The organism is Streptomyces sp. NPDC020845, from assembly GCF_044334165.1.
Classification (GTDB): Bacteria; Actinomycetota; Actinomycetes; order Streptomycetales; family Streptomycetaceae; genus Streptomyces.
The window spans coordinates 322,323-348,009 of sequence record NZ_JBIRSJ010000001.1 but is presented as its reverse complement, the minus strand read 5'-3'; the positions used below and the strand labels follow the sequence as shown (position 1 = coordinate 348,009).

At 73.4% G+C, this 25,687-nt stretch carries 19 protein-coding genes and 1 pseudogene; 7 read left to right on the top strand and 13 right to left on the bottom strand.

The window, feature by feature from the left end:
• Window positions 1–63 precede the first annotated feature (63 nt).
• From ACH4U7_RS01290 to ACH4U7_RS01265, 6 genes and pseudogenes are all read left to right on the top strand, one after another.
• Window positions 64–279, top strand: a pseudogene (locus tag ACH4U7_RS01290) (TetR family transcriptional regulator C-terminal domain-containing protein); the annotation flags it as partial.
• 156 nt (window positions 280–435) lie between these two features.
• Complete coding sequence (locus ACH4U7_RS01285) at window positions 436–2,022, top strand: AlkA N-terminal domain-containing protein (RefSeq protein ID WP_398525964.1); 1,587 nt, start codon at window positions 436–438, stop codon at window positions 2,020–2,022.
• Window positions 2,019–2,513 (top strand): methylated-DNA--[protein]-cysteine S-methyltransferase, encoded by a 495-nt coding sequence (locus ACH4U7_RS01280; RefSeq protein WP_398525963.1) that lies wholly within the window; start codon window positions 2,019–2,021, stop codon window positions 2,511–2,513. Before ACH4U7_RS01285 ends, ACH4U7_RS01280 begins: the two co-directional genes overlap by 4 nt.
• 100 nt (window positions 2,514–2,613) lie before the next feature.
• Complete coding sequence (locus ACH4U7_RS01275) at window positions 2,614–3,288, top strand: alpha-ketoglutarate-dependent dioxygenase AlkB family protein (protein ID WP_398525962.1); 675 nt, start codon at window positions 2,614–2,616, stop codon at window positions 3,286–3,288.
• A 59-nt stretch (window positions 3,289–3,347) separates the two neighbouring features.
• The gene (locus ACH4U7_RS01270) at window positions 3,348–4,322 is read left to right on the top strand and encodes a threonine/serine dehydratase (RefSeq protein WP_398525961.1); all 975 of its coding nucleotides are present in this window, start codon (window positions 3,348–3,350) and stop codon (window positions 4,320–4,322) included.
• A 254-nt stretch (window positions 4,323–4,576) separates the two neighbouring features.
• Complete coding sequence (locus ACH4U7_RS01265; RefSeq protein ID WP_398525960.1) at window positions 4,577–6,277, top strand: phytoene desaturase family protein; 1,701 nt, start codon at window positions 4,577–4,579, stop codon at window positions 6,275–6,277.
• A gap of 21 nt (window positions 6,278–6,298) precedes the next feature.
• Here ACH4U7_RS01265 and ACH4U7_RS01260 read toward each other — a convergent pair whose 3' ends face one another.
• The 7 genes from ACH4U7_RS01260 to ACH4U7_RS01230 all read right to left on the bottom strand — a co-directional run bounded on the left by ACH4U7_RS01260 (window position 6,299) and on the right by ACH4U7_RS01230 (window position 14,225).
• The gene (locus tag ACH4U7_RS01260) at window positions 6,299–6,649 is read right to left on the bottom strand and encodes an MmcQ/YjbR family DNA-binding protein (protein ID WP_398525959.1); all 351 of its coding nucleotides are present in this window, start codon (window positions 6,647–6,649) and stop codon (window positions 6,299–6,301) included.
• A 134-nt stretch (window positions 6,650–6,783) separates the two neighbouring features.
• Window positions 6,784–8,592: a gamma-glutamyltransferase family protein gene (locus ACH4U7_RS01255; protein WP_398525958.1), complete on the bottom strand. Its 1,809-nt coding sequence runs from the start codon at window positions 8,590–8,592 to the stop codon at window positions 6,784–6,786.
• Between the two features lie 87 nt (window positions 8,593–8,679).
• Window positions 8,680–9,684, bottom strand: coding sequence for an ABC transporter ATP-binding protein (locus tag ACH4U7_RS01250; protein WP_398526433.1), 1,005 nt, complete (start codon window positions 9,682–9,684; stop codon window positions 8,680–8,682).
• Between the two features lie 17 nt (window positions 9,685–9,701).
• Window positions 9,702–10,727 (bottom strand): ABC transporter ATP-binding protein, encoded by a 1,026-nt coding sequence (locus ACH4U7_RS01245; RefSeq protein ID WP_398525957.1) that lies wholly within the window; start codon window positions 10,725–10,727, stop codon window positions 9,702–9,704.
• The gene (locus ACH4U7_RS01240) at window positions 10,724–11,626 is read right to left on the bottom strand and encodes an ABC transporter permease (RefSeq protein ID WP_398525956.1); all 903 of its coding nucleotides are present in this window, start codon (window positions 11,624–11,626) and stop codon (window positions 10,724–10,726) included. The genes ACH4U7_RS01245 and ACH4U7_RS01240 overlap by 4 nt, the downstream gene beginning before the upstream one ends.
• Window positions 11,623–12,576 (bottom strand): ABC transporter permease, encoded by a 954-nt coding sequence (locus tag ACH4U7_RS01235; RefSeq protein WP_398526432.1) that lies wholly within the window; start codon window positions 12,574–12,576, stop codon window positions 11,623–11,625. The genes ACH4U7_RS01240 and ACH4U7_RS01235 overlap by 4 nt, the downstream gene beginning before the upstream one ends.
• 11 nt (window positions 12,577–12,587) lie before the next feature.
• The gene (locus tag ACH4U7_RS01230; protein WP_398525955.1) at window positions 12,588–14,225 is read right to left on the bottom strand and encodes an ABC transporter substrate-binding protein; all 1,638 of its coding nucleotides are present in this window, start codon (window positions 14,223–14,225) and stop codon (window positions 12,588–12,590) included.
• Window positions 14,226–14,488: 263 nt separating this feature from the next.
• Here ACH4U7_RS01230 and ACH4U7_RS01225 point away from each other — a divergent pair, with 263 nt between their 5' ends.
• Window positions 14,489–15,196: a FadR/GntR family transcriptional regulator gene (locus tag ACH4U7_RS01225; protein WP_089505567.1), complete on the top strand. Its 708-nt coding sequence runs from the start codon at window positions 14,489–14,491 to the stop codon at window positions 15,194–15,196.
• A 30-nt stretch (window positions 15,197–15,226) separates the two neighbouring features.
• Here the strand turns inward: ACH4U7_RS01225 and ACH4U7_RS01220 are convergent, their stop codons facing one another.
• The 6 genes from ACH4U7_RS01220 to ACH4U7_RS01195 all read right to left on the bottom strand — a co-directional run bounded on the left by ACH4U7_RS01220 (window position 15,227) and on the right by ACH4U7_RS01195 (window position 25,659).
• Window positions 15,227–15,715 carry a GNAT family N-acetyltransferase gene (locus ACH4U7_RS01220; protein WP_398525954.1) on the bottom strand — a complete coding sequence of 163 codons (489 nt, stop codon included), beginning with the start codon at window positions 15,713–15,715 and terminating at the stop codon, window positions 15,227–15,229.
• A gap of 73 nt (window positions 15,716–15,788) precedes the next feature.
• On the bottom strand, window positions 15,789–16,736 hold the full coding sequence (locus ACH4U7_RS01215) for a TIGR03564 family F420-dependent LLM class oxidoreductase (RefSeq protein ID WP_398525953.1): 948 nt from the start codon (window positions 16,734–16,736) through the stop codon (window positions 15,789–15,791).
• A 134-nt stretch (window positions 16,737–16,870) separates the two neighbouring features.
• Window positions 16,871–18,331 carry a DHA2 family efflux MFS transporter permease subunit gene (locus ACH4U7_RS01210; RefSeq protein ID WP_398525952.1) on the bottom strand — a complete coding sequence of 487 codons (1,461 nt, stop codon included), beginning with the start codon at window positions 18,329–18,331 and terminating at the stop codon, window positions 16,871–16,873.
• A gap of 199 nt (window positions 18,332–18,530) precedes the next feature.
• Window positions 18,531–20,870 (bottom strand): PQQ-binding-like beta-propeller repeat protein, encoded by a 2,340-nt coding sequence (locus tag ACH4U7_RS01205; RefSeq protein WP_398525951.1) that lies wholly within the window; start codon window positions 20,868–20,870, stop codon window positions 18,531–18,533.
• A gap of 4 nt (window positions 20,871–20,874) precedes the next feature.
• The gene (locus tag ACH4U7_RS01200; RefSeq protein WP_398525950.1) at window positions 20,875–23,301 is read right to left on the bottom strand and encodes a PQQ-binding-like beta-propeller repeat protein; all 2,427 of its coding nucleotides are present in this window, start codon (window positions 23,299–23,301) and stop codon (window positions 20,875–20,877) included.
• A gap of 150 nt (window positions 23,302–23,451) precedes the next feature.
• Window positions 23,452–25,659, bottom strand: coding sequence for a PQQ-binding-like beta-propeller repeat protein (locus ACH4U7_RS01195; protein WP_398526431.1), 2,208 nt, complete (start codon window positions 25,657–25,659; stop codon window positions 23,452–23,454).
• Window positions 25,660–25,687 lie beyond the last annotated feature (28 nt).

Genomic DNA, 25,687 nt, shown 5'->3' with positions numbered 1-25,687 from the left:
ACTTCTGGAGCAGCCGATCCGGCGTTCGCCTTCCGCCATGTCGTCGACCGGACGCTCCGCCGGATCGGCGCCCTGCGGCTGGAAGGCGGGGGCGCCCAGAACCTCTCCCAGGTCCTGAGCGAACTGCTGCCGCTGGACGAGGAACGCCGCGTCGAGTGCCGCGTCTACGTCGCCTTCGCCGCCCGCGCGGCCTCGGCTCCCTCGCTCGCCGCGATCCAGAAGGACACCCAGGCCCAGCTGCTCGACGGGCTCACCGAGACCTTGCTGCGGGCCCGGGACGACGGCCTCGCGGACGGTCTCAACCCGCCGCTGGATCCCCCCGTCGACGCGCGGCTGCTGCTCGCCGGCCAGACGCCGGCTCCCGGCAGCCACGCACGGTGCCATGTCCGATTCCCGCCAGCACCGCACCGCTCCCTGTCGCACAGTAGAGGGGTGATGACCGACGACAGCAAGTACGAGGCGGTGTGCAGCCGCGACTCCCGGTTCGACGGCGAGTTCTTCCTCGCCGTCTCCACGACCGGCATCTACTGCCGGCCGAGCTGCCCCGCGAACACGCCCAAGCGCAAGAACGTCCGCTTCTTCACGACCGCGGCCGCGGCCCAGGGCGCCGGTTTCCGGGCCTGCCGTCGCTGCCGCCCGGACGCGGTGCCCGGGTCCGCGGAGTGGAACACCCGGGCCGATGTGGTCGGCCGGGCGATGCGGCTGATCGGTGACGGCGTCGTCGACCGCGAAGGCGTAGCCGGGCTCGCCGGGCGGCTGGGCTACAGCTCCCGGCAGGTGCAGCGCCAGCTCAACGCCGAGCTGGGCGCGGGCCCGCTCGCGCTCGCGCGGGCCCAGCGCGGTCACACCGCGCGGATCCTGCTCCAGACCACCTCCATGCAGGCCGCCGAGATCGCCTTCGCGGCCGGGTTCGCCAGCGTGCGGCAGTTCAACGACACCATCCGCGAGATCTACGCCGCCACACCCAGCGAGCTGCGCGCCGCCCGCCCCGGGCAGGGCGCGCGCTTCGGTCCGGTCGGCTCCCAGGACGGCGCGGCCGGGATACCGCTGCGGCTCGCCTTCCGCGGCCCGTACGCCTCCGCCGAGGTCTTCGACTATCTGGGCGCCCGCGCCCTCGCGGGCGTCGAGGAGATCACCGGCGAGCGAGGCGCCCGCGTCTACCGGCGCGCCCTGCGGCTGCCGAACGGCGCCGGGATCGCGGAGGTCGGCGAGGCACCCGGCGCGGGCGGCTGGCTGGAGTGCCGGCTGCACCTGGGCGATCTGCGCGATCTGACCACCGCCACCCAGCGGGTGCGCCGCCTGTTCGACCTGGACGCCGACCCGTACGCGGTCGGCGAGCGGCTGGGCGCGGACCCCGCGCTCGCCCCGCTGGTCACCCTGCGGCCGGGGCTGCGCGCGCCCGGCGCGGCCGATCCGCATGAGCTGGCGGTCCGCGCGGTGCTGGGCCAGCAGGTCTCGGTGGCCGCAGGCCGCAGGCTCGGCGAGGCGCTGCTGGCTGCGTACGGCGAGCCGCTGCGCACGCCGAGCGGCGGGCTGACCCGGCTCTTCCCGAGCGCGGAGCGGCTGGCCGAGGCGGCGCTGGGCGAGCTCGGGATGCCGGACTCGCGCCGCGACACCGTGCGCGCCGTCAGCGCGGCGCTCGCCGACGGCGCCGTCCGGCTCGACCTCGGCGCCGACCGGGACGAGGCCGAAAAGGCGCTCCTGGGCCTGCGCGGCGTCGGCCCCTGGACGGCCGGTTACATCCGTATGCGGGCGCTGAGCGACCCGGACGTGCTGCTGACCTCGGATGTGGCCGTACGGGCCGGAATGCGGGCGACGGGCGCCGCGGCGGTCGACTCCGAGGGCTGGCGGCCCTGGCGCAGCTACGCCATGCACCACTTCTGGAACGCCGCCAAGGACCGCGGCGACTTCACCAAGCGCGATACGCACAAGACGTACGACAAGCACGACAAGCACGACGAGCACGACGAGCACGAACACGAGCATGAACACGAGCATGAACACGAAAGGAAAGACCGATGACGGTCTACACGACGGTCGACAGCCCGCTGGGCGAACTGCTGCTGGTGGGCGAGGAGTCGAAGACCGCCAAGGGCGGCACCGCGCTCGCCTCCCTGTCCATGCCCGGCCAGAAGGGCGGCGCGGTCGTCCAGGAGGGCTGGCAGCGGTCCCCGGAGGCGTTCGCCGAGATCGTCTCCCAGCTGCGCGCGTACTTCGACGGCGGCCGGACCCGGTTCGACATCGAGTACGTGACCCGAGGCACCGCATTCCAGCAGCGGGTGTGGCAGGCCCTGGACGCCGTCCCGTACGGCACCACGACCACCTACGGCCGGCTCGCCGAGCAGATCGGCGCCCCGCGCGCGGCGGTGCGCGCCCTGGGCACGGCGCTCGGCGCGAACCCGGTGCTGGTGGTGCGCCCCTGCCACCGCGTGATCGGCGCGAACGGCTCGCTGACCGGCTACGCCGGCGGCCTGGAGCGCAAGCAGCAGTTGCTGGCCCACGAGGCCGCATGAGCGTGTCCTGGCGCGCTGCGCGGGCTGGACTGAGGAGCCGCGCCGCGACGAGGGAAGCCCGCGCGTGGAAGCGCGCCAGGACTGAGCGGGAGGGAGGGGCATGAGTGCTCTGATCCCACGCCCCCGCAGGGAGGTCGCACCGGGCGCGGTGCATGTGCCCGACTGGCTCACGCTGGAACAACAGCGTGAGCTGGTCGCCGCCTGCCGGGCCTGGGCCCAGGGGCCCGTCCCGATCCGGCGCACCAGGCTGCCCAGCGGAGGCGTCATGTCCGTACAGACCGTATGCGTCGGCTGGCACTGGCTGCCGTACCGGTACAGCCGTACGGCCGACGATGTGAACGGCGCCCGGGCCGCGGAATTCCCCGGCTGGATGGTGGAGCTGGGCCGCCGGGCGCTGGCGGAGGCGTACCCGAACAAGGGGGAGGAGACGGCCGCGGCCGACTACACCCCCGATACGGCGCTGATCAACTTCTATGACGGCCAGGCCAAACTCGGTATGCACCAGGACAAGGACGAGAAGTCCTCCGCCCCGGTCGTCTCGCTGAGCATCGGCGACACCTGTGTCTTCCGGGTCGGCAACACCGCGACCCGCACCAAGCCGTACACGGACATCGAGCTGGCGTCCGGCGATCTGTTCGTCTTCGGCGGCCCCTCGCGGTACGTGTATCACGGGGTGCCCAAGGTCCACGAGGGCACCGGCGACCCGGCCACCGGGCTGCGTACCGGGCGGCTGAACATCACCATGCGGGTGACCGGGTTGCGCGACGCGCCGTGACGGCCCGGGCGGGGTGGTTAGGGTGTTGATCGCACTGTCACGGAAAGGTGGTTGCCGTCATGGGCATCGTGGACATCGAGGCGATCGAGTCGGCCGCGGAACTGATCGCCGGACATGTCGTACGCACCCCGACCGTACCGAGCCCGGGCCTCACCGCTCTGCTCGGTGCGCCGGTCACCGCCAAGCTGGAGTTGCTGCAGCGCACCGGCTCCTTCAAGGCGCGCGGGGCGACGGCGAAGCTCCTGTCGCTGAGCGAGGCCGACCGCGCGGCGGGCGTGGTGGCGGTGAGCGGTGGCAACCACGGGATCGCGGTCGCGGTCATGGCCGGCGCCCTGCATGTGAAGGCGACCGTCGTGATGCCGCGGTCGGCGCCCGCACGCGCCGTCCGGATCGCGGAGGAGGCGGGGGCCGTGGTGCGGCTGACGGACGACATGGGCGGCGCGTTCGCGTTGATGTCGCAGCTGCAGACCGAGGGCCTGACGCTGGTGCACCCCTACGACGACCCCGTGGTGGTCGCCGCGCAGGGCACCGTCGGCCTTGAACTGGCCGACGACACCGCCGACACCGCCGAGCTGACCGATGTGCTGGTCAGCATCGGCGGCGGCGGGCTGATCGCCGGGGTCGCGGCGGCGCTGCACGCGCGGCGGCCCGGAGTGCGGATCTGGGGTGTGGAGACCGAAGGGGCCGAGGCCATGTCCCAGGCGCTGGCCGCGGGCGGCCCGATGCCGGTCGCGCTCTCCTCGATCGTCTCCACGCTCAGCGCGCCGTCCGTCTCCCAGCTCACCTACGACCATGTGTCCGCGTTGGTCACCGAGGTGCTGGTGGTGTCGGACGCGGAGGCGGTGCAGGGCACGCTCGACCTCGCCGAGCACGCGAAGGTCTGGGCCGAGCCCGCGGCCGGCTGCCTTCTCCCGGCCGCGCGGCGGGTGTTGGAGCGGGTGGGCGACGGCGCCCGGCTGGGGCTGGTGGTCTGCGGCGGCAATGTGACCACGTGGGACGTCATGTCCTGGGCGGACAGCTTCGGCCTGCGCTGAACCGGTCGGCGGCCTGGCCCACATGCTGGACAGCGAGCGCCCAACCCCGCTGAGGCGACACCTGGGCCGACGGCCGTTCGGTCTGGCCAACCGCCCACATTTATATGGGATTCCGCGATTGGCCCGCGCTTCCGGCCCTATATTGCAGTCAAACTTGACCCACGAACAGGTGGTTCTTGTCGTTAAGTCCTGGACCGGACCAATATGCCCCTGTTGGTCTTGAGGTCCAGGCGGCATCGTACAGGGGGACTGGGATGACCACCGATGTGACCTCACACCAGACCGCGCGGCCGGATCGCTATGACGCGATCATCGTCGGCAGCGGTATCGGCGGCCTGGTGTGCGGCGGTTATCTCGCCGCCGACGGCCGCCGGGTGCTGGTCCTGGAACAGCACGACGTGGCGGGCGGAAACGCACACGTCTTCCGCAGACGGCGCAGATACGAGTTCGACGTCGGCACGCACTACCTGGGCGACTGCGGGACGGACGGGATCATTCCGGCCATCCTCTCCGGACTCGGCGCCGACGACCGGGTGCGCTTCCGGCCGATGGACAACGAGCGCGGCTTCGACCGGGTGATCACCCCCACCACCACACTGGATGTTCCCTCGGGTTGGGACAACTACCGCGACAGACTCAAGCGCGCGCTGCCCGGCGAGGCCACCGGGATCGACACATTCATCGATCTCTCCAAGAGCACGACCGCGCTGAGCCGGGCGAGTGTGCTCGGCGAGCCCGTCGTGGACCTCTACCGCGCCAACCCCGAGGTGACGCGCTGGAGTCGGCGGTCCCTCGGCAAGGTCTTCGACCACTGCGGCTTCTCCCCCAAGGCCAGGACCCTGCTGGCCGCACAGTACGGAAACTACGGGGCGCTGCCCGACGACGTCGGCTTCTCCGTGCACGCCGGCCTGATGGACCACTACATGCGCGGCGCCTACTACCCCGAGGGCGGCGGCCAGGTGCTGGTGGCCACCCTGGTCGAGGCGCTGGAGGGGCACGGCGGGGAGCTGCGTACCCGGACCGCGGTGGCTCGTATCCTCATCGAGAACGACACGGCGGTGGGGGTCGAACTGACCGACGGGGAGCGCATCATGGCACCCGTGGTGATCTCCAACGCCGACTACCGCCGGACCGTCCTCGACCTGTGCGGCGGGGAGGCGGCCTTCCCCGCCCATCTGGTCAGACAGACCCGGGAAGCGACCATGCGGTGTTCGCTGACCGCGCTGTACGTCGCGCTGGACACCGAGCTGCCCGACATCCCCAACGCCAACATCTGGTGGCACGACAGCGACGATCTGGAGCGGGCACACGCGAGGATGATCGAGGAGCAGATGAGGGAGGTTCCTCAGCTGATCTTCTCCTTCGCCTCGGTCAAGGACGCCGGCGCGCCCAATGTGTGCCCGCCGGGTCACAGCAACTTCCAGATCATGACGGTCTGCCCGCCCGGCCCTGAGTTCTGGGGTGTGGACAAGGGCCCGGCCGATGGCGAGCGCTACCGTCGCAACGCCGCCTATCTGGCGCGGAAGAAGCAGCTCACCGACACGATGCTGGCCACCGCCGAGAAGGTCATCGGCCCCTTCCGGGACCGCATCACCCATCTGGAGACCGCCACTCCGCTGACCAACGAGCGATACATCCTGGCCAGCGGGGGCACTCCGTACGGCATTGGCAACTGGGGCGGCGTGGGCAAGCGCCCGGATGTGCGCACCGGCGTCGAAGGGCTGTATGTGGTCGGGCAGTCCACCCGGTACGGCAGCGGGGTGGGCGGCACCGCCACCGGCGGCATGGCATGTGCCTCCCAAGTGCTGGACCGCCCGCTGCTGGGAGAGGTGCACCGGGGCGCCGTCGTGGGAGACCCGTCGCGGCTCCCCGACCGCGGGCCGGACTGGGATCCGCTCAGGGTCTCCCGCGGCCGGGCCCGGCAGACCGCGAAGGGCCTGGCCGGCATCGGCTGACGGCCCGCCCACGCCGAGGGCTCATCGCCGCGCCTTCCCGGCCCGCTCCTCCAGGAGCCTGGGCGGCGCGGCCTGCTGCCAGGAGTCGACGAGGATGTCGCGCAGCTCGTCCTTGTCGTCCACCGCGGCGAGCCGCACCCGCACCCAGGCGAAGCTCGCCTCGTGGGAGGCGATCCAGAACTTCTCCGGCTCGGCGAGGACCAGCTCGTCGCGCTCCTCCTTGGGGCATCTGACGGCCATCGAGGTCTCGTCCTCGGGGAGCGTGGCGAACATCTTCCCGGCGACCCGGAAGGTGGGCATGGACCAGGCGGTCTTCTCCGTCGTCTCGGGGAGCGACAGCGCGATTGCACGGACATCGTCGGACGTGGTCATGGGACGACCGTAAGGCACGCCACCGACACCCGCCCGGCCAGCACGCTCCCGGCCCCGACCAGGCCACTCCTCGCCCGGGCCGGCCGGATTCCTGCCCCGGGCCGGGCCACCGCTCACCCGGCCCGGGGCCGCTGTCATCGGCCCACGGCGTACCCCTGGGCGCCGCGCGGGTTGGCGGCCGCGAGGAGGACACCGGTGTCGGGGTCGCGGGCGACCGCGCACAGCCGCCCCTCGGTCCAGGCGCCGCCGACCGTGACGTCATGGCCGCGGCGGCGGAGCTCGGCGATGGCCGGCTCGCCGATCCGGGACTCGATCACGACCTTCCCCGCCGCCATCGCTCGCGGGTGGAACGAGCTGGGGAAGCTCTCCTGGTGCCAGTTGGGCGCGTCGATGGCGCCTTGCAGATCGAGCCCGGAACGGACGGGCGGGCGCAGGGCGACGGCGAGGAAGAAGTGGGTGCTCCACTGGTCCTGCTGATCGCCGCCCGGTGTGCCGAAGGCCATCACGGGGGTGCCGTCGCGCAGGGCGAGGGAGGGGGTGAGCGTGGTGCGGGGGCGGCGGCCGGGGGTGAGGGAGGCCGGCAGCCCGGGGTCCAGCCAGGTCATCTGCAGGCGGGTGCCGAGCGGAAAGCCGAGCTCCGGGATCACGGGGTTGGACTGCAGCCAGCCGCCGCTGGGGGTGGCCGCGACCATGTTCCCCCAGCGGTCGACGACATCGAGGTGGCAGGTGTCGCCGCGGGTGGTGCCGTCGGGGCCGACGGTGGGCTCCCCCGCGCCGGGCGCGGTGGCGGGCCCGGGGGCGTGCGACGCCGCGCGCGCGACCGCGGCCAGGGCCTGCTTGCTCAGGCGCGGCTCGCGGCCGCCGGGCCGCCCCGGCCGCAGCTCGTGGCTGGCGCGCTCGCCGATGAGCGCCCGGCGCTCGTCGTTGTACGGGGCGGACAACAGGTCGTCGAGCGGGACGTCGGCGGCGTCGCCGTACCAGGCCTCGCGGTCGGCCATGGCCAGTTTGCCGCCCTCGATGAGGGTGTGCAGATAGTCGGGGGTTCCGTAGTCGCCGGCGGTCAGGCCGGGCGGCAACAGGGCCAGTTGCTGGAGGAACACCGGGCCCTGGCTCCAGGGCCCGGCCTTGCACACCGTCCAGCCGTTCCAGTCGTAGGTGGCGGGGGGCTCGTAGCCGGCCGAGAAGGCGGCGAGGTCGTCGCGGGTGAGGGTGCCGGCGTGGCGCTCCCCGGACGAGTCCATGGTGGGCCGGGCGGCGGCCTCGGCCAGCGCCTCGGCGATGAAGCCCTCGCGCCAGATCCTGCGGGCCGCGTCGATCCGGGCCTCGCGGCCGGGGCCTTCGGCTTCCGCCTCGGCGAGCAGCCGCCGCCAGGTCGCGGCGAGGGCGGGGTTCTTCAGCAGCCGCCCGGGGGCCGGGGCCTTGCCGCCGGGCAGATACAGCCCGGCCGAGGTGGTCCACTCGGTCTCGAAGAGCTCCCGTACGGTCTCGACCGTCTCGCCGACGCGTTCGACGGCGGGATGGCCGCCTTCGGCGTAGCCGATCGCGTACTTCAGGACCTCGGCGAGCTGCTTGGTGCCGTGGTCGCGGAGCAGCAGCATCCAGGCGTCGAACGCGCCGGGCACGGCCGCGGCGAGCGGGCCGGTGCCCGGGACCAGGTCGAGGCCCAGCGAGGTGTAGTGGTCGATGGTGGCCCCGGCTGGGGCGGGGCCCTGTCCGCACAGGACGGTGGGGGCGGAGCCCGCCGGGGCGAGGATGATCGGCACCTCGCCGGCCGGTCCGTTCAGATGCGGTTCGACGACATGCAGCACGAACCCGGCGGCCACGGCCGCGTCGAAGGCGTTGCCGCCGTCCTCCAGGACGGCCATGGCGGACTGGGAGGCCAGCCAGTGGGTGGAGGACACCATGCCGTGGGTGCCCTGGAGGGTGGGGCGGGTGGTGAACATGACGGGGCTCTCCTGGTCTCGGTACGGCTTGATCGTTCCACCTGGGTGCGGGTGCGGGCGAGGCGGGCTTACATCGGCGGGCCCTGGTCAGCGGGCAGGGACCGGGGCCGAGGCGTCCGGGGCGGTGCCGTCGTCGGCCACCAGGTGGCAGGAGACCTGCCGCGCGCCGCCGGGCAGCTCCCGCAGGGCAGGGGGCTCGGTGCGGCACCGGTCGGTGGCGAGCGGGCAACGGGTGTGGAAGCGGCAGCCCGCCGGCGGGTCCAGCGGGCTGGGCAGTTCCCCACTGAGCAGGATCCGGGCTCGGGTCCGCTGCCGGGGCGGGTCGGGCACGGGGGCGGCGGACAGCAGCGCCTGGGTGTAGGGGTGCTTGGGGTCGGCGAACAGTTCGGCGGCCGGGGCCTGCTCCACCAGCTGTCCGAGGTACATGACGGCGATCCGGTCGGCGAGGTATTCGACCGCGGCCAGGTCGTGGGTGATGAACAGACACCCGAACCGCCGGTCCCGCTGGAGGTCCGCCAGCAGGTTGAGCACGGACGCCTGGACGGAGACGTCGAGCGCCGAGGTCGGCTCGTCGGCCACCAGCAGCTGCGGGTCCACGGACAGGGCGCGGGCGATGGAGACGCGCTGCCGCTGGCCGCCGGAGAGCTCGTGCGGGCGCCGCCGGGCGTGTTCGGGGCGCAGCCCCACCTGCGCGAGCAGCGCGGCGACCCGCTCGCGCAGGGCGTCGCCGGAGGCGATGCGGTGCAGCCGCAGGGGTTCGGCGACGATGGCGCCCACGGTCATCCGGGGGTCAAGCGAGGAGGACGGGTCCTGGAAGACGAGGTGGAAGTCCTTGCGCAGCGGGCGCAGCGCGCGCCGGGACAGGCGGGTGATGTCGCGGCCGTTGATCCGTACGGTGCCGCCGGTGGGCCGGTCGAGCCGTACGGCGCACCGTCCCACGGTGGACTTGCCGCTGCCCGACTCGCCGACCAGGCCGACGATCTCGCCCCGGCCGATGGTGAGGCTGACGCCGTCGACGGCCCTGACGGTGCCGTTGCCGCCGGTGAAGTAGCGGGTGAGGCCCTGGATATCGAGAGCAGGGGGGTGAGTCATGAGGCCGGCTGCGGTGTTCACTGGGCGGCCTCCTTGGGCCGGTGGGGCGTGGGCGTCTGTACGGGGTGCCAGCAGGCGGCGTGGTGTCCGTCCCGTAGCGGCCGCAGGGCGGGCCGGGCGGTGGCGCACTGCTGGTCGGCGGCCGCGCAGCGGGGCTGGAAGGTGCACCGGTCGGGCTGTTCGCCAAGGCTCGGGACGAGTCCGGGGATCTCCTGGAGCCGTGGTCTGCCCTCGTGGGCGGCCGGGCGGTCGCGGACGGGCACGGCGCCCAGGAGGCCGCGGGTGTAGGGGTGGCGCGGATCGGCGAACAGGTCGTCCACGGGGGCCTGTTCGACGGCGCGCCCCGCGTACATCACCAGCACCTGGTCGGCGATGTCGGCGACCACGCCCAGGTCATGGGTGATCAGGACGATCGCGGTGCCGAGCCGCTCCCGCAGGGACCGCAGGACCTCCAGGATGCCCGCCTGGACGGTGACGTCGAGGGCGGTGGTGGGTTCGTCGGCGATCAGGACGGCGGGGTCGCAGGCGATGGCGATGGCGATCATGACCCGTTGGCGCATACCGCCGCTGAGCTGGTGGGGGTAGTCGCGGGCGCGGCTGCCGGGGGCGGGGATGCCGACGAGGTCGAGCAGTTCGACGGCGTGGTCGCGGGCCTCCCGGCGGCTCATCCCCCGGTGGCGGCTGAGGACTTCGCGTACCTGGCGGCCGATGGTGAGAACGGGGTTGAGCGAGGTCATCGGCTCCTGGAAGATCATCGCGATCTCCTTGCCGCGGACGTCCCGCAGTTCCCTGTCGGTGGCCCCGACCAGTTCCCGGCCGCCGAGCCGTACCGAACCGGTGACCTCGGCGGTCGGCGGCAGCAGACCCATGACGGCGGTGGAGGTCACGGACTTGCCGCAGCCGGACTCGCCGACGACGGCCAGGACTTCGCCGGCGGCCACGTCGTACGAAAGACCGTCGACCGCGTGCACCGGGCGGTCGGGCGTACGGAAGACGACGGACAGGTCCCGGACGCTGAGCGCGGGGGCGGGATGGATGGTCATCGGCTGTCTCCGCGGGGGTCGAGGATGTCGCGCAGCCCGTCGCCGAGCAGGTTGAACGCGAGGGTCGCGGCGACGATCGCCAGGCCCGGGAAGACGGCCATCCAGGGTGCGGCGGCGATATACGCCTGGGCGCTGGAGAGCATCACCCCGAGCGAGGGCGACGGGGGCTGGACGCCGAGGCCGAGGAAGCTCAGCAGCGCCTCGCCGATGATGGCGCTGGGGATGCCGACGGTGGCCTGGACGGTGAGCGCCGACAGGGAGTTGGGCAGGATGTGCCGGAAGAGCACGGTCCGGTCGCCACCGCCGTTGGCGACGGCCGCGGCGACGTAGTCGAGGTGTTTGAGGCGCAGCGTCTCCGCCCGGGTGATGCGGATGACGGCGGGGATCTGGGACACCCCGATGGCGATCGTGGCATTGAGCAGTGAGGGTCCGAGGATGGTGGCGAGGCCGACCGCCAGCACCAGGAACGGGAAGGCGAGCAGGGTGTCGGTGAGCCGGGAGACCACGGAGTCGGCGAGGCGTCCGTAGTAGCCCGCGGCGAGGCCGAGGGGCACGCCGACGGCAAAGGCCAGCGCCACCGCGAGCAGCCCGATCTGGAGGGAGGCCCGCACCCCGTGAATGACCCGGGAGAGCTGGTCGCGGCCGAGGTCGTCGGTGCCGAGCCAGTGTGCCCAGCTCGGCGGGTCGAGAGCGGTGGCAAAGTCGGGCCGGGTGGGGTCGTACGGCGCGATCAGCGGCGCGAACAGGGCGATCAGCACCAGGATCGCGGCGGCGACGGCACCGGTGAGGGCGAGCGGATTGCGGAGCAGCGGCCGGAGCGGGGAGAGCGGCGCACCGGGCGCGGTGGCGGGTTCGCCGGTGGCGGGGGCGGTGGGGGCCGGGTTGTCCACGACGGTCACCGGGCACCTCCGAGCCGGATGCGGGGGTCGATCAGCGAATAGGCCAGGTCGACCAGCAGGTTGACCAGGATGTAGGCGGCGGAGGTGAACAGCACGACGCCTTGGACCATCGCGTAGTCCCGGGAGAACACCGCGTCGATGGTGAGCTTGCCGAAGCCGGGCAGGACGAAGATCTGCTCGGTGACCACCGCGCCCGAGATGAGATGGCCGAGTTGCAGGCCGAGGACGGTGACGACGGTGACCAGGCTGTTGCGCAGCGCGTGCGAGCCGATCACCTGGCGCCGGGTGAGGCCCTTGGCGCGTGCGGTGCGGATGTAGTCGGCGGACAGCGAGCCGAGCATGGCGGCGCGGGTCTGCCGCATGACGACCGCCGCGAGGCCGGAGCCGAGGACGATGGCCGGGAGCACCATATGCCGCAGGTTTTCCACCGGGTCGACGCCGAAGGGGACGAAGCCGGAGGCGGAGAACACGGGGACGGCGATGGCGAAGGTGAGGATGAGCACGATGCCCAGCCAGAAGGCGGGGATCGAAAGCCCGAGCAGCGCCAGGGCGTTCACCAGCCACTCCTCGGGCCTGCCGCGCCGCACCGCCGCCACGACCCCGGCGCTGACGCCGACGAGGACGGCGAGCAGCAGCGCCAGCGCGGACAGTTCCAGGGTGACGGGCAGGGCGTCCAGGACGGAGTCCAGCACCGGGAGGCCGGTACGGGAGGAGGTCCCCAGGTCGCCGGTGAGGGCGTGGCGCACATAGCGCAGGTACTGGACCACGATGTTGTCGTCGAGTCCGTAGGCACGGCGGATCTCGGCGATCGCCTCGGGGGTGGCCTCCTCTCCGGCCAGGGCGGTGGCCGTGTCGCCGGGCAGGGCCCGTACGCCGGCGAAGACCACGATGCTGACCAGGAAGAGGGTGATCAGTGACTCGCCGACGCGGCGCAGCAGATAGCGGGGCATCAGCCGGGACATCAGCCGTCTCCCTTCGTATAGCCCGCTTCCTTGACGCGGATCAGGCCGTCGCCGAGGACGCGCAGACCGGCGATGTCCTTGGTGGCGGAGACGTAGTTGTTGGGCTGGATGAGATAGAGCACGGTGTGCCGGTCCCGGACGGCTGCCACGAGCCGTTCGTAGATCTTCTTGCGGTCGGTCACCTCGGCGGTGGAGTGTCCGTCGGCGATGAGCTTGTCGATGGCGGGGTCGGACAGGCCGCCGTAGTTCTGGGCGCCGCCCGTACCGGCGAACGCGTCGATGTTTCCGGCCGGGTCGAGCCGGCCGGACCAGTTGGTGGTGGCCGCCTGGAAGTCGCCGGAGCGGGCGTGTTGCAGTCCGGTGGCGAACTCGGTCGGCCGCAGGGTCACCTCGAAGCCCGCTTCCTTGGCCATGGCCTGGACGACCTGGCCGAGTCGGCTGTCCTCCGGTGTGGTGCTGACCTGCAGTTGCACCTTGACCGGGGTGGACACCCCGGCCTGTTTCAGCAGCCGTCCGGCCCTCGCGGGGTCGGCGGCGGGGCAGTCGGCCGCGGCGGCGTAGGGGGTGCCCTCGGGGAGCGGGCCGCAGGTGGGCCGGTACATCCCCTGGAAGACGATCTTGTTGATCAGCGCCCGGTCCAGGGACAGGTCGAATGCCTCGCGCACCCGTACGTCGCGGGCGATCGGGGTGTCGATACGGCCCGGCGGCTCCCCGGCGCCCTTGGTGTTGCCGATGTTGAGGGTCAGCCCGTAGTAGCCGAGCGAGGGCGAGTGGAACAGTTGCAACCCCGGCTCGGTGAGCGCCCGGCCGACCTGGACCGGGTCCATCTGGTCGCCGACCTGGATATCGCCGGAGAGCAGATTCGCCATCCGGACGTTGCCGTCGGTGATGGTCCGGTAGACGACCCGGTCGAGGTGGACCTTTTTCGCGTCGTAGTAGTACGGGTCCTTCCGCAGCACGATCCGGTCGCCCACGACCCGCTCCGCATAGCGGAACGGGCCGACGCAGGTGGGGTGGCTCGCGAACCGGTCGCCGTAGGTCTTGAGCGCCTTGGGGGACATCACCATCCCCGAGCGGTCGGCGAGCAGCGAGAGCAGGGGGACGTACGGCTCGCTCAGCCGCAGCCGGACCGTGTCGTCCCCGATGGCGCTCACACCGGTCACGGGCTTCAGTTCGCCCGCGCGGGTGGAGCCGGACAGTGTTTTGTGCCGTTCGAGGGAGGTCTTGACGGCCCGTGCGTCCAGGCGTGTGCCGTCGGCGAACCGGATGCCCTTGCGGAGCCGGATGGTGACGGTGCGTCCGTGGTCGGTGGTCTTCGGCAGCTCGGCGGCGAGCTGCGGTACGACCTGGTTGTCCTGGTCGACGTCGTACAGCTTCTCGCACATGGCGGAGAACACGGTCCGGCCGACGGCGGTGCTGGCCAGGGTCGGGTCGAGTTTGTCCGGGTCGGACTTGAGCGCGACGGTGAGCGTGCCGCCGTCGCGGACGGGCCGGGTGTCGGCCATCCGGTCCGGCCCGGTCTCGGTCGCGGGAGTGGCCAGGGAGGCGCAGCCGGTGGCGGCGCCGAGCACCGCGCAGCTGAGGAGGGCGGTGGCGGCCCGGTGTGGAAGAGACAGGGGCAGGCGGCGTGGGCGCATGGCTGTCTTGCCTTACTGAGGGGGACCGAGGGGGAGACGAGGTGAGGGTGAGACGGGCCGGCGCGGTGCGGCCCAGCATGGCGCAGAAACGCGGATTGGTCCATTGGTAGGACCAAGTTCGATGTCAGGTGACGCTAGTGCGGCGGCCCCGGGCGCCTGGTTTCCGCACCGTCACCACCTGGTTAAATCGCCTTGCTCCGGCTTCTTCGCGATATGAGAGCCTGAACCACCGACCGGATCGTCAGAAGGCTGAGAACCAAAAAATGGACTGGCGGCAACTGCGGCACTCCACCCTGTCGAGGCCGGACGCGCTGGCCGTCGGTCTGGAGCGGCTGATCCTCAGCGGTGAGCTGCCGCCCGGCTCGCGGGTTCCCCCCGAGCGGGAGCTCGCGGAGAGCCTCGGGGTCTCCCGCGGCTCGGTCCGCGAGGCGCTGCGCGCGCTCGCCTCCCGCGGGCTGGTCGCCCGCCGCCCCGGCGCGGGCACCGTCGTCCTCGACCCTGGAGCCACCCCGCGCGGCGACGTCCTGGCCGCGGGCCTCGACGCCACGGCCGAACTCCTCCAGGTCATGGAGGTGCGCGCATGTATCGAACCGTCGGTGACCGCACGGGCGGCGACGCGCGCGACGCCCGCCGACATCGTCCAGCTCCACGCCCTCCTCGACGCGATGCGGCGCGAGCCGTCGCGACAGGAGTTCACCGACCTGGACCGCACCTTCCACCGCGCCATCGCGCAGTACACCCGCAATCCCCTGCTGCTGCGCCTGCTGGACCGGGTGTACGAGATCGGCGAGCCGGGGCGGCGCTCCTCTCCGCTGTCCGCCGCCCGCCGGCGCTCGACCATCGAGGAGCACCAGGCCATCCTGCGGGCCATCGAGGCCCGCGACCCGGAGGCGGCCCGGGCCGCCTCCGAGGCACATCTGGAGTCCGTACTGCGCCGGATCGAGGCCCAGCAGCGGCGGGATGCCGGCTGAGCGGCACGGCGTCGGGCCAAGGCCCGCGCTTCACAGTGCGCGGTGCATGATGTGCAGCCCCACGTATCCGTTCGTCGGGTGGCGGAAGCCTTCCGGGAGCGTGCCCAGCACCTCGAAGCCGAGCGACCGGTAGAGCCGCACCGCGTGCACATTGGTCTCCACGACCGCGTTGAACTGCATCCGGCGGAAGCCCGCCGCCCGGGCCCAGTCCAGTGAGTACGCGCACAGCGCCCGGCCCACGCCCTGTCCGGAGTGGGCCGGGTCGACCATGTAGCTGGCGCTCGCGATGTGCGCGCCGTTGCCCATGTGGTTGTTGTTCATCTTCGCCGTGCCGAGGACCGTGCCCGCCTCGTCCACGGCGACGACCGTACGGTTCGGCGGCTCAAGGAGCCACCAGTCGCGGCCCTGCTCCTCGCTGAGGTCGAGCGGATAGGTGAAGGTCTCCCCCGCGGCGACGGTCTCGTGGAAGAAGGGCCAGATGGCGGGCCAGTCCCGCGGTGTGGCTTCCCTGATCAGCATCCGGACATGATGCCGAGGGGTTGCGCGGGTCCGCCAGCGTTTTCTGCCCGCCACCTCCGTGCGGCGGCCGGGGTCAGCCCCGCGCCGCCAGCTCGCCGAGGAGTTTCCAGGTGCGGCGCTCGTCCTCGGGGGAGCCGATCGCGGTCTGGGTGTAGACGAGTTCGGTGGCGCCCGCCTCGAAGTACGCGGCCACTTGGGCCGCCAGCAGCTCCTCGTCGCCGATCGCGACGAGGTCGACGGGGTTGTCGATGCCTTCGCGGTCCAGGGCGGCGCGGTAGGCGGGGAGGTTCTTGTAGGGGGCCATGTTCTGCTCGGCGCGGGCGCGGGCGCCTGCCACGTCGGCGGTCACGACACCGGAGACGATCACGGCCACCCGGGGCGCCGGGCGGCCGGCGGCCTCGGTGTGGCGCGTGAGGGTGGGGACGGTGTACTCGGCCAGGGTGCGCGGGCCGGACATGATCGGCAGCGCGCCGTCGGCGAGTTCGCCGGCGGCGCGCAGGGCATGCTCCCCGGCGGCTGCCGCGACCAGCACCGGCACCCGCGGCCGGGCGCCCGGCACACTGGCCGACAGCGAGGTCTTGGCCACCAGTGTCTCGCCGTTGAAGTCCACCGATCCGGTCTCCAGCAAGGAGCGCAGCGCCTCCAGGTGTTCGCGCAGATGGCGGACCCTGGAGTGCGGCGCGAGCCCGTAGGTCTGCTCGACGAACGACTTGGTCGAGAGCCCGACGCCCAGCGTGAAGCGCCCGTGGGAGGCCGCCTGCGCGGTCTGGGCCTGCATGGACAGCGCGATGGGGTGGCGCGGGTAGATGGGTACGACCGCGGTGCCGACGTCGATGCCGGGGACCTCGCGGGCCGCCAGAGCGGCCACCGTGATGGCGTCGTGGTCGAACCGCTGGGTGAACCAGGCGGCGGACAGCCCGGCGTCGGCCAGCTCCTTCACCTGGCCGATCAGGGTGTCGACGGAGTTGACCTCTTGTGACAGCCGGGTGAAGTCGGTGGGCAGGGCGACACCGATGCGCATGACGTGCTCCGAATCGACGATCGATGGACAGCGGAACCCGCCGTGGGCGGGAATCGGGAGCATATCTTAACCCGGTAACGAAATTTACCGGGTTAAGATTGGCCGCCGGAAGTCGCGGGCGCGCCGACACGGCGTCAGGTGCGTTGCGGAGCGCGCTCCTCGGTGGGGGCGTTCGCCGCCGCCGGGGCCGTGGGGCGGCGGCGCGGGAGGAGCAGGGCGGGGAGGACGGCGGCCAGCATAAGGACCACGGCCCAGAGATAGGTGTCGGCGAACGGCCCGGCGTGGGTGGGGGTGGTGGTCCCGCCGCCGTTGATGGAGAGCGTGACGGAGAAGAAGGCCACACCGGTCGCGGCGGCCACCTGGGAGGTGATCTGAAGGGCCGTCGAGGCCGAGGGTGCGTCGTCCGCCGAGAGCCCGCGGGTGGCGGCGGCCATCGTCGGCATCATGGTTGTCCCGACGCCGATGCCCAGCACCAGGAGCGGAACGGCCACCCGCCAGTAGGCGAGGGTGTCCGACAGTTGCAGGGTCAACAGCCCCATGCCGAGCACCGCCGTGGTGACACCGCCGGCCACCAGCCACCGCGGCGCGACCTTGTCCGCGAGCCGCCCGGAGAACTGCATGGTCACCCCGGCCGCCAGCCCCAGCGGGGCGCCCAGCAGACCGGAGGCCGTGGCGCTCTCGCCCCGCACCACCTGGAAGTACATGGGCAGCAGCAGCATGCTGCCGAAGTAGCCGACGACGAACAGGCCCAGCGTCCCCGCGCCCGCCGCGAAGGCCCGGTCGCGGTACAGCCGCAGATCGATCAGCGGATGCGGGGAGACACGGGCCCGTACGACGAAGCCCACGACCAGCGCCGCCCCCACGGCCGCCGGGAGCACCACACCCACGCCGCCGAAGTCCCGGTGCTCCGCGCCGGTGGACAGGCCGTAGATCAGCGCGGCCAGGCCCGGGGAGAGCATCAGCAGGCCCGGGATGTCCAACCGCTGGCCGGGGGCTCCCACGGCGCGTGGCAGCGCGCGGGCGGCGACGACCAGGGCGGTGACGCCGACGGGCACATTGATGGTGAACATCCAGCGCCAGGAGAAGGAGTCCACCAGCCAGCCGCCCAGCACCGGTCCGCTCACGGGGCCGATGAGGATGGGAATCCCCATGATGCTCATGATGCGGCCCATGGTCTCCGGGGTGGCCGCCTGCATCATGATCGTCATCCCGGTCGGCACGATCATGCCGCCGCCCAGCCCCTGCACCATCCGGAAGGCCACCAGCGACTCGATCGACCACGCCGTTCCGGCCAGCAGGGAGCCCAGGGTGAACAGCGCGATGGCCGTCATGTAGACGCGCTTGGTGCCGAACCGCCGGATCGCCCAGGCCGTCACCGGGATCACCGCGGCCAGGGCCAGGGAGTAGCCGGAGGACACCCACTGGACCGTGGGGAGCGGGGCGTCGAACCGCTGGGCCAGCGGGTTGATGGCGACGTTCACCACCGTGGTGTCCAGCACCGACATGATGGAGCCGAGCGTGACCACGGCGGCGAGGACCGCCAGCCGGGGTGAGGTGGGCGGAGCGTCGCCGGGAGCTTGCTGTGTATGTGACATATCGGAGTCCTTGTGATCGGCGGGGCGGGTGGATCGCCCGCCCGCGTCCCGAGACTCCGATATCAACCAAGGTTTAAGTCAACCGAAGACCGGCTCCGGCATGTTGTTCGGCCCGCGCACCGCGCCCGCGCACCGTGCTCGCGGACCGTGCCCGCGCGCCGCGCTCGCGGACCGTGCCCGCGGACCGTGCTCGTCGGCTTCAGGTCAGCGGCAGCGCCCGGATCGACTTGCCTCGTACGACGTAGAGCCGACCCTGGCCCACCAGCGGCTCCGTGGTGCCGAGTACGGAGCCGGACGAGTCGCGCAGGGTCCACCGCGTCCGTCCGGTGCGGCGGTCCACCGCGACCGCGGCGGCACGGCTGTCGGAGGACGGCGGGAAGACCAGCCCGTCGGCCACCGCGGTGCGGGCGAGCGGCGCGGCGAGGTCGGTGTCCGCCTTCCACCTCCACCGCACATGATGGGACGCCAGATCGATGGCGAACACATGCGTGCCCAGGACCGTGAGGTAGGCGACGCCGTCCGCCACGGCGGGGGCGCCGAACGCCGCCTCGTCGCCCGTGCCGGAGGGCAGTTGGTCGGGGTCCAGCCGCCAGCCCCCGCGGCCGGTGCGCAGATCGATCGTGCGCAGCCCGGGCCCGCTCATCAGCACGGTGCCGCGTGCCACCGCCACCGTCCACCGCGGCACCTCGTCGCCGGCGTCACCCGCGACCAGACCGTCCCCGGGCAGCGCCACCCGCCACCGCCGCCGGCCGTCGGCCGTGTCGTACGCGGTCACCGAACCGTCGTCGACGAGCACCAGCCGGCCCCCCGCCACCACGGCCGGGAGGTGGGTGGCCGAGCCGCGCTCGAGCTCCCGGCGCCAGCGCACCTTCCGGGCCACCATGTCGTACGCGAGCAGATACCGGCGGCGGCTGTCCGGCGTACCGTCGCGGTGCGCGCCCGAGTGGCCGAACACATACGCGGTACGGGCGTCCCCGGCGCTGATCGGGTGGTCCGTGAAGCGGAAGGTCACCCCCAGCGGGTCGGAGTACCAGGTCCTGCCGTCGGCGGGGTCGACCATCGCCAGCCGGTCGTCCCCGTCGGCGTAGGTGGCCTTCATGACGATCAGATCGCCGCAGGTCATCGGCGTGTACCCGGACACCGCGGGCGCGGTCCAGCGCAGCGTGCCACGGCGGGCGTCCACGCCGAGGATGCCGGCCCCCGGGTCGGCCTGTACGGCGATGACTCCCCGGTGGTACAGCGGCGTGCCGAGGTCCCCGAGGGGGCCGCGGTACTCCCACAGCGGCTGCGGCGCGGTGTCCGTGCCGGAGGCGCCGGGGCCGGGCCGGGGTTCGCCGCGGGTGTCGTCGTCACCGGGGCCGGCCACCGCCCACCACACGCCGCCCGCCACTCCGGCGGCGGCCAGCGCCCCCAGCCCGCCCAGCACCAGCCTGCGGCGGGCCGGGAGCGGGGCGTCCTGGGACGGTGTCGCCTCGGGGGCAGTGGCAGTGGCGGTGGCGGACGGCGGGGCCTGGGGCTCTTCGGGCCGCCGTACCGCCACATCCCACACGGTCGCGGTGCGCAGCGCGATGTCGTGCAGGACGCCCGCCGGGAGCAGACCGGCGAACCGTTCCCGTTCGCCGTCCCGTTGCCGTTCGCCGTCCCATGGATGGTCCCGGTCCCGCTCCCGTTCGCCGTCGTCGCCCGTGCCCGTGTCCGTCAGGGCGCGTGCGATCCGGTCGGCCGCGGGCCGGTCCGCGGGGTCCTTGGCCAGACACCCGACGACCAGCGGCCACAGCTCCTCCGGCACCCCGGCGAGGTCCGGCTCCGCGTACGCCACGCGGTACAGCACGTCGTTGGCCCCGCCCTCGCCGAACGGCGCCCTTCCGGTGGCCGCGTACACCAGCAGGCCGCCCAGCGCGAACACGTCGGCGGGCGGTCCGACGCTCTGTCCGCCGACGGGGCGCGCCTGTTCGGGCGATATGTAGGCGGGGGTGCCCATCTGGCGGCCGGTACGGGTCAGCCGCTCGGCGCCCACGGCCCGGGCGAGCCCGAAGTCGATCAGTTTGGGGCCGTCGGCGGTGATCAGCACGTTGGAGGGCTTGAGATCGCGGTGCACCAGGCCCTGGCGGTGCACCGTGGCCAGCCCCCGGGCGAGCGCGATTCCCAGGGCGCGCAACGCGGCGTACGGCCAAGGGCCGTGGGCCTCCACGGCCTGTGCCAGGGAGGGCCCGAGCAGGTATTCGGAGGCCAGCCACGGCCGCGGCCCGTCGGTGTCGGCGTCCACGACGGCCGGGAAGAAGTCGGCTCCGCCGAGGGAACGGGCCGCCTGGAGCTCCTGCCGGAACCGCTCGCGGAACTCCCTCTCCTCGGCCAGGTCGCGGTGGATGGCCTTGAGCGCCACGGTCCGTCCGCCATCGGAGCGGGCCAGGAAGACGGTTCCCATCCCGCCGGACCCGAGGCGGGCCAGCAGGCGGTAGCGGCCGAACGACTCCGGGTCGTGGCCGAGCAGCGGCCGCACGGGCAGGGCGGGCTCGTCCGCCGTCACGTTCACGGTCATCCCTTCACTCCACCGGAAGCATGAACACGGCCGCGCCGTGGGCGACGACGGCCGACGATCTCGCCGGATAGACCTGGTACTCGTCCAGGAGTTCGCCGCTGCTCTCCTGGAACCGCCACCGCACCCCGCCCGTCCGGGCGTCGAGCGCGAACACGCCCGCCGCCGCGGCGGCCAGCACCGTACGGCCGGAGTCGGTGACCGAGAGGGCGGGGGTCGCCTTCCACACGGTGTCGTCGGGCAGCGCGGACCGCCACAGTTCGGTGCCGCGGTCCGGGTCGACCGCGTAGACCAGCTTGGTGCCGTCGGACACGTACAGCACATCGCCCTTTCCGCCCGGCCCCTGGCGGATCACCGGGTGGCCCAGCGGGGACTTCGTCGTCGCGTAGCTGTTGATGTCCAGCGACCACCGCTGGCTGCCCGAGTCGATGTCCACGGCGCGCAGCGTGGCCCCGCGCGCGGCGTAGAGCAGGCCACGGCTGGCGGAGATGCCGACCTTGTCCCCCGCGCTGACGCCGTCGAAGCGCCTGCGCCACTCCTGGCGTCCATCGGACAGCCGCAGCGAGATGAGCTCCACCTCGTCGCCCGGGTATCCCAGGCCGACCAGCGAGCGGCGAGTGGGGAACGCCCCGATGTCATCGCCGTACGCGGCGGGCAGCCGGCTCCGCCACCGCTCGCGGCGGGTTCGGGTGTCGTACGCGACCACGTAGGTGGGGGGCTTGGAGCCACCGCTTCCGTTACTGCTTCCCGAGCCGGTCGCGGTTCCCGTCGCGGTTCCGGTCGCGGTGAAGTAGGCGTGGCGGCCGTCCGCGTCGACGAAGAGCATCTTGTCGAAGGTGAGGCCGGTGCCGGAGTACTTGGACTCCACCCAGCGCTGGTGGCCGTCGCGGGCGTTGAAGGCGACGAGTCTGCCGTTGGTGGTGACGAGGGCGAGTTCGCGGCTGATGGGTTCGGGGGTGGCGTCGGTGCCCAGGTCGTCGCGGCGCCAGCTCGGGCGGCCGGTGCGCAGGTCCAGGGCGACCGCCTCCTGGGTGTTGGTGATGATGGCGAGTTTGCCGCGCCACACCAGGGGCGGTACGGAGGTGGCGTCGGTCAGGTCGAAGCGCCACCGGGCGGGAGGGGCCGTGCCGGAAGGGGGGCGGGGCGCCGGGCTGGTGGCGGGGCGCCGGGCCGAACCGGGGTCGGTCAGCGCGGACAGCCCGCCACGGCCCGCCACCCACCCGGCCACCGCCGCGCCCCCGGCCAGCAGCCCGGCGGCCCCCGCGGCGGCGGTGGTGAGCACGGCGCGGCGGGAGGTGGCCGTGGTACGGGAGGGTGACGGATCGGCGACCGGATACGCGCGGTTGCGGCCCTCGCCGCGCGTGGGCGCCGTGAACACATCGCCGTCCGGGAACGCCTCGTCCTCGGCGGCCGGTTCATCGCGGGCGCCGGGCGGAGCCTCGGCGGCCGGCGCGGGGGCGGCCCCGGGCTCCTCCAGCACCAGCGCCCGCGCGGCCTCGCGGGCCAGCCGGGCGACCACGGCGCTCGGCAGCCTCGGTGGCGGCGGTGGCGCGGCCGGGTCGGGGCCGCCGAAGGCCGCGCGCAGCGCGGCGGCTTCCGGACGGCCGGCAGGGTCCTTTTCCAGACAGCCCGTCAGGATCCGGGCGAGCGAGTCGGACAGATGACCGAGGGCCGGCGGTTCCGCGGCGATCCGGTACAGCACCTGCGGCGGCGCGTCGTCGCCGAACGGGGGGCGGCCGGAAGCAGCGTAGGCGAGGACCGCGCCCAGCGAGAACACATCGGAGGCTGGGACCGGGGCCCGGCCCCTCGCCTGTTCGGGTGACAGGAAGGGGGCCGGCCCGGCGAACCGGCCGGTGTCGCTGTCGTACGCGTCCGCTCCCCCGGCTGCCTCTCCCCTGCCGTTCTCTCTCCCGCCAGCCTCCCTCCCGCCGCGGGCTCCCTGCCGCGGCAGGCGGGCGTGGTGAAACCCGGTCAGCCGGGGACCGTCACCGGCCACCAGGACCGCGTCGGCCGAGATGCCGCCGTGCACCATTCCAGCCGCGTGGACCCGCTCCAGCGCCTCGGCGAGCGCGGCGCCCAGAACACGTACGTCGTCCTCCGCGAACCCTCGGGGCGCGGCGCGGACGGCTTCGGCGAGCGGTACAGCGGGGACGTACGGGTAGGCCACCCATGGGGCCGACGCGTCGAGTTCGGCCTCCTCGACGGGGCGTACCCAGCGCCCCGCGGCGGCCCGTGACGCCGCCACGTCGCGGCGCAGCCGGGCGCGCAGCCGCTGGTCGTCGGCGAGCGCGGCGCGCACCAGCGTGACCTCCACGGTCGGCCCCGCGCCGACGCGCCGCCCCAGCAGCCGCACGCCGCTCTCCGTCTCCCCCAGCCGGGCCAGCATCCGATACGGCCCGAGGTGACGCGGATCCGCGTTGTGCAAGGTGTGCATGTGTCGGCAGCCCTCCCGGCACGATGTGCCACGCCCCGCTATCTGAACGTACCGCAGCCTAAGGGTGTCCAAGCATGGAGGTTTCACATGGGCGAACGTCCACGGGCGGGGCGTCGGCGGCGGGGCGGCCGGCGCGTCGGCGTTCGCGGGTCACAGGACCGGCATGGCGTGCAGGGTGCCGGCGTGGGTCAGGAAGACCCGGTTGGCCGCGCCGGTCAGGCGCCAGGGCTGATCGCCCCCGCCGCCGAGCGACCACGCCGCCGCGGCCTTCCGCAGGTCGACGGTCACGACTCCGTCGTCCGGGCCGAACCGGTCCGCGCCCAGCGGGTGGTAGAGGGACCGGCCCTGGACCACGGGCGCGGTCGTGGGCAGGGCGTGCGTACCGGGGAGGAGGGACCAGGTCTGCTCGCCGCTGCGGGCGTCGACCGCGATCAACTGGTCCTGCCAGGCGACGTACAGGGAGCCCCGGGCCGGGGTGGGTGAGCCCCAGATGCCGCCGCCGGGCGCGGGCTTGACCCAGCGCCGTGTGCCGTCCGCGAGGGTGAGCGCCCTCAGCGAGGCGCCGCCCAGGTACACGGTGTCGCCCGCGACGGCGGGCACGAGGGCCACCTCGGCGGCGGTGTCCTGATGCCAGGCTACCGAGCCGTGGTCGTCGGTGCGGTACGCGGTCACCGTCCCGTCGGATCCGGCGACGACGAGCCGCCCCCTGGCCACTGCCGCCACGGCTCCCTTCGCCGTACCGGTCGCCGCCGATCTCGTCCAGCGGGCCCGAGCGCCCGTCAGCGGCAGTGAGCTCAGCCGTCGTTCGCCGTCCAGTACGTACGCCGTGTCGGCGTCGGCGGCCAGGAGCCGTGTCGCGCCGACCGCCCGGGACCAGCGTTCCCGTCCGTCGCGGGCGTCCACGGCGGTGAGCCGTCCGCCCGCGGTGACGGCGAGCACGACACCGCCCGCCGCCAGCAGGCCCGCGGCAGGCAGCGGCGTGCCCCGGTCGGTCCAGGTCCACGCTCGCTGCCCGGTGTCCACGGCCCAGGCGGTCAGGCCCTTGGGTGTTCCGGCCACCACGACCTCGCCGGCCGCGAGCGGGCCGACGCCGTTGGTGGCGAGGCCGTCTCGGGTCCACAGCGGGGCGGGCGCGGTGCCCGTCGTGTAGCGCGCCAACGGGGTGGCGGCGGGGACGCCGGGGCCACTGCCGTCGCCGCGCAGCAGCCACCACCCCGCCCCGCCGCCCACGGCACAGACGGTGACTGCCGCCGCAGAGGCGGCCGCGGCCGTCACCCGGCGCCGGGACGGGGCCGCCTCGGGGGCGGCGGAGCGGACCGTATCGTCGACGACCGCCGCGCAGCGGGCGAGTTCGGCGGCGAGCGGCCCGGAGCGCCAGGCGGGGCGGTGCGGGCGCTGGGGCAGGGCCAGGCGCGGCCGGTGCGCCCCGAGCCATCCCGTACGGCGCACCCTGCCCGGCTCTCCGCCCCGTCCCGTGTCCCGTTCAGTGGCGTGCTCTGCGCCCCGCTCTGCGCCCCGTTCTGTGCCCCGTTCTGTGCCCCGTTCTGTGCGCAACCGCCGCGCCACCTCGCGCGGCTCGGGGCGCTGTGCGGGCTCCTTGGCCAGACAGTCGGTCACCACCCCCAGCAGGGCCCGCGGTACGCCCTCCAGGTCCGGCTCCTCATGAACGGTGCGGAACTGGACGGCCGCCGGGTGACCGTCGCCGAACGGCAGGCGCCCGATGGCGGCGAACGCGAGCACGGCGCCCAGCGCGAAGACATCGCCGGGTGGCCCGGTGCGCCGGCCGAGCGCCTGCTCGGGGGCGGAGAAGCCGGGCGTGGCGGGGGCCGAACCGGCGCCGGTGAGGGTCATTCCGTGCTCGGGCCGGGCGATGCCGAAGTCGATGATGTACGGGCCGCCACGCGTGAGCACCACGTTCGACGGCTTCAGGTCCCGGTGCACCAGCCCGGCCGTGTGGATCTCCGCCAGTGTTCCGGCCAGCGCCGCGCCCAGCGCCCGTACGTCCGCCTCCGCGAACGGCCCGAACCGGTCCACGGCGCGGGTCAGCGTCAGCCCCGGCAGGAATTCCGAGGCGAGCCAGGGCCGTTCGCCCCACATCCCGTGCCCGAGGACCGCCGCCACCCCGGACCCGCGCACCGACCGCGCCACCTCGGCCTCCCGCCGGAAGCGGTCCAGCATCCCGGGATCGACGTCGTCCGTTGCCCGCAGCGCCTTCACGGCGGCGGTCCGGCCCGCCGCGTCCACCCCCAGGTAGACCTTCCCCATGCCGCCCGCGCCGACCACGCCGAGCAGCCGGTAGGGCCCGAGCCGCATCGGGTCGTCGTCGGCAAGCGGGGCGACTATCGGGTTCTCGGTCATGGCCACGAAGCGCGATCGTAGACGGCCC

Excerpts from the sequence above, each read along its gene's own strand:
- ACH4U7_RS01260 (WP_398525959.1), bottom strand. The coding sequence starts at position 6,649 with ATGACCACGTCCGACGATGTCCGTGCAATCGCGCTGTCGCTCCCCGAG.
- ACH4U7_RS01245 (WP_398525957.1), bottom strand. The coding sequence starts at position 10,727 with ATGACCATCCATCCCGCCCCCGCGCTCAGCGTCCGGGACCTGTCCGTC.
- ACH4U7_RS01210 (WP_398525952.1), bottom strand. The coding sequence starts at position 18,331 with ATGTCACATACACAGCAAGCTCCCGGCGACGCTCCGCCCACCTCACCC.
- ACH4U7_RS01250 (WP_398526433.1), bottom strand. The coding sequence starts at position 9,684 with ATGACTCACCCCCCTGCTCTCGATATCCAGGGCCTCACCCGCTACTTC.
- ACH4U7_RS01225 (WP_089505567.1), top strand. The coding sequence starts at position 14,489 with ATGGACTGGCGGCAACTGCGGCACTCCACCCTGTCGAGGCCGGACGCG.
- ACH4U7_RS01215 (WP_398525953.1), bottom strand. The coding sequence starts at position 16,736 with ATGCGCATCGGTGTCGCCCTGCCCACCGACTTCACCCGGCTGTCACAA.
- ACH4U7_RS01255 (WP_398525958.1), bottom strand. The coding sequence starts at position 8,592 with ATGTTCACCACCCGCCCCACCCTCCAGGGCACCCACGGCATGGTGTCC.
- ACH4U7_RS01275 (WP_398525962.1), top strand. The coding sequence starts at position 2,614 with ATGAGTGCTCTGATCCCACGCCCCCGCAGGGAGGTCGCACCGGGCGCG.
- ACH4U7_RS01230 (WP_398525955.1), bottom strand. The coding sequence starts at position 14,225 with ATGCGCCCACGCCGCCTGCCCCTGTCTCTTCCACACCGGGCCGCCACC.
- ACH4U7_RS01235 (WP_398526432.1), bottom strand. The coding sequence starts at position 12,576 with ATGCCCCGCTATCTGCTGCGCCGCGTCGGCGAGTCACTGATCACCCTC.
- ACH4U7_RS01285 (WP_398525964.1), top strand. The coding sequence starts at position 436 with ATGACCGACGACAGCAAGTACGAGGCGGTGTGCAGCCGCGACTCCCGG.
- ACH4U7_RS01200 (WP_398525950.1), bottom strand. The coding sequence starts at position 23,301 with ATGCACACCTTGCACAACGCGGATCCGCGTCACCTCGGGCCGTATCGG.
- ACH4U7_RS01195 (WP_398526431.1), bottom strand. The coding sequence starts at position 25,659 with ATGACCGAGAACCCGATAGTCGCCCCGCTTGCCGACGACGACCCGATG.
- ACH4U7_RS01280 (WP_398525963.1), top strand. The coding sequence starts at position 2,019 with ATGACGGTCTACACGACGGTCGACAGCCCGCTGGGCGAACTGCTGCTG.
- ACH4U7_RS01265 (WP_398525960.1), top strand. The coding sequence starts at position 4,577 with ATGACCACCGATGTGACCTCACACCAGACCGCGCGGCCGGATCGCTAT.
- ACH4U7_RS01205 (WP_398525951.1), bottom strand. The coding sequence starts at position 20,870 with ATGACCGTGAACGTGACGGCGGACGAGCCCGCCCTGCCCGTGCGGCCG.
- ACH4U7_RS01270 (WP_398525961.1), top strand. The coding sequence starts at position 3,348 with ATGGGCATCGTGGACATCGAGGCGATCGAGTCGGCCGCGGAACTGATC.
- ACH4U7_RS01220 (WP_398525954.1), bottom strand. The coding sequence starts at position 15,715 with ATGCTGATCAGGGAAGCCACACCGCGGGACTGGCCCGCCATCTGGCCC.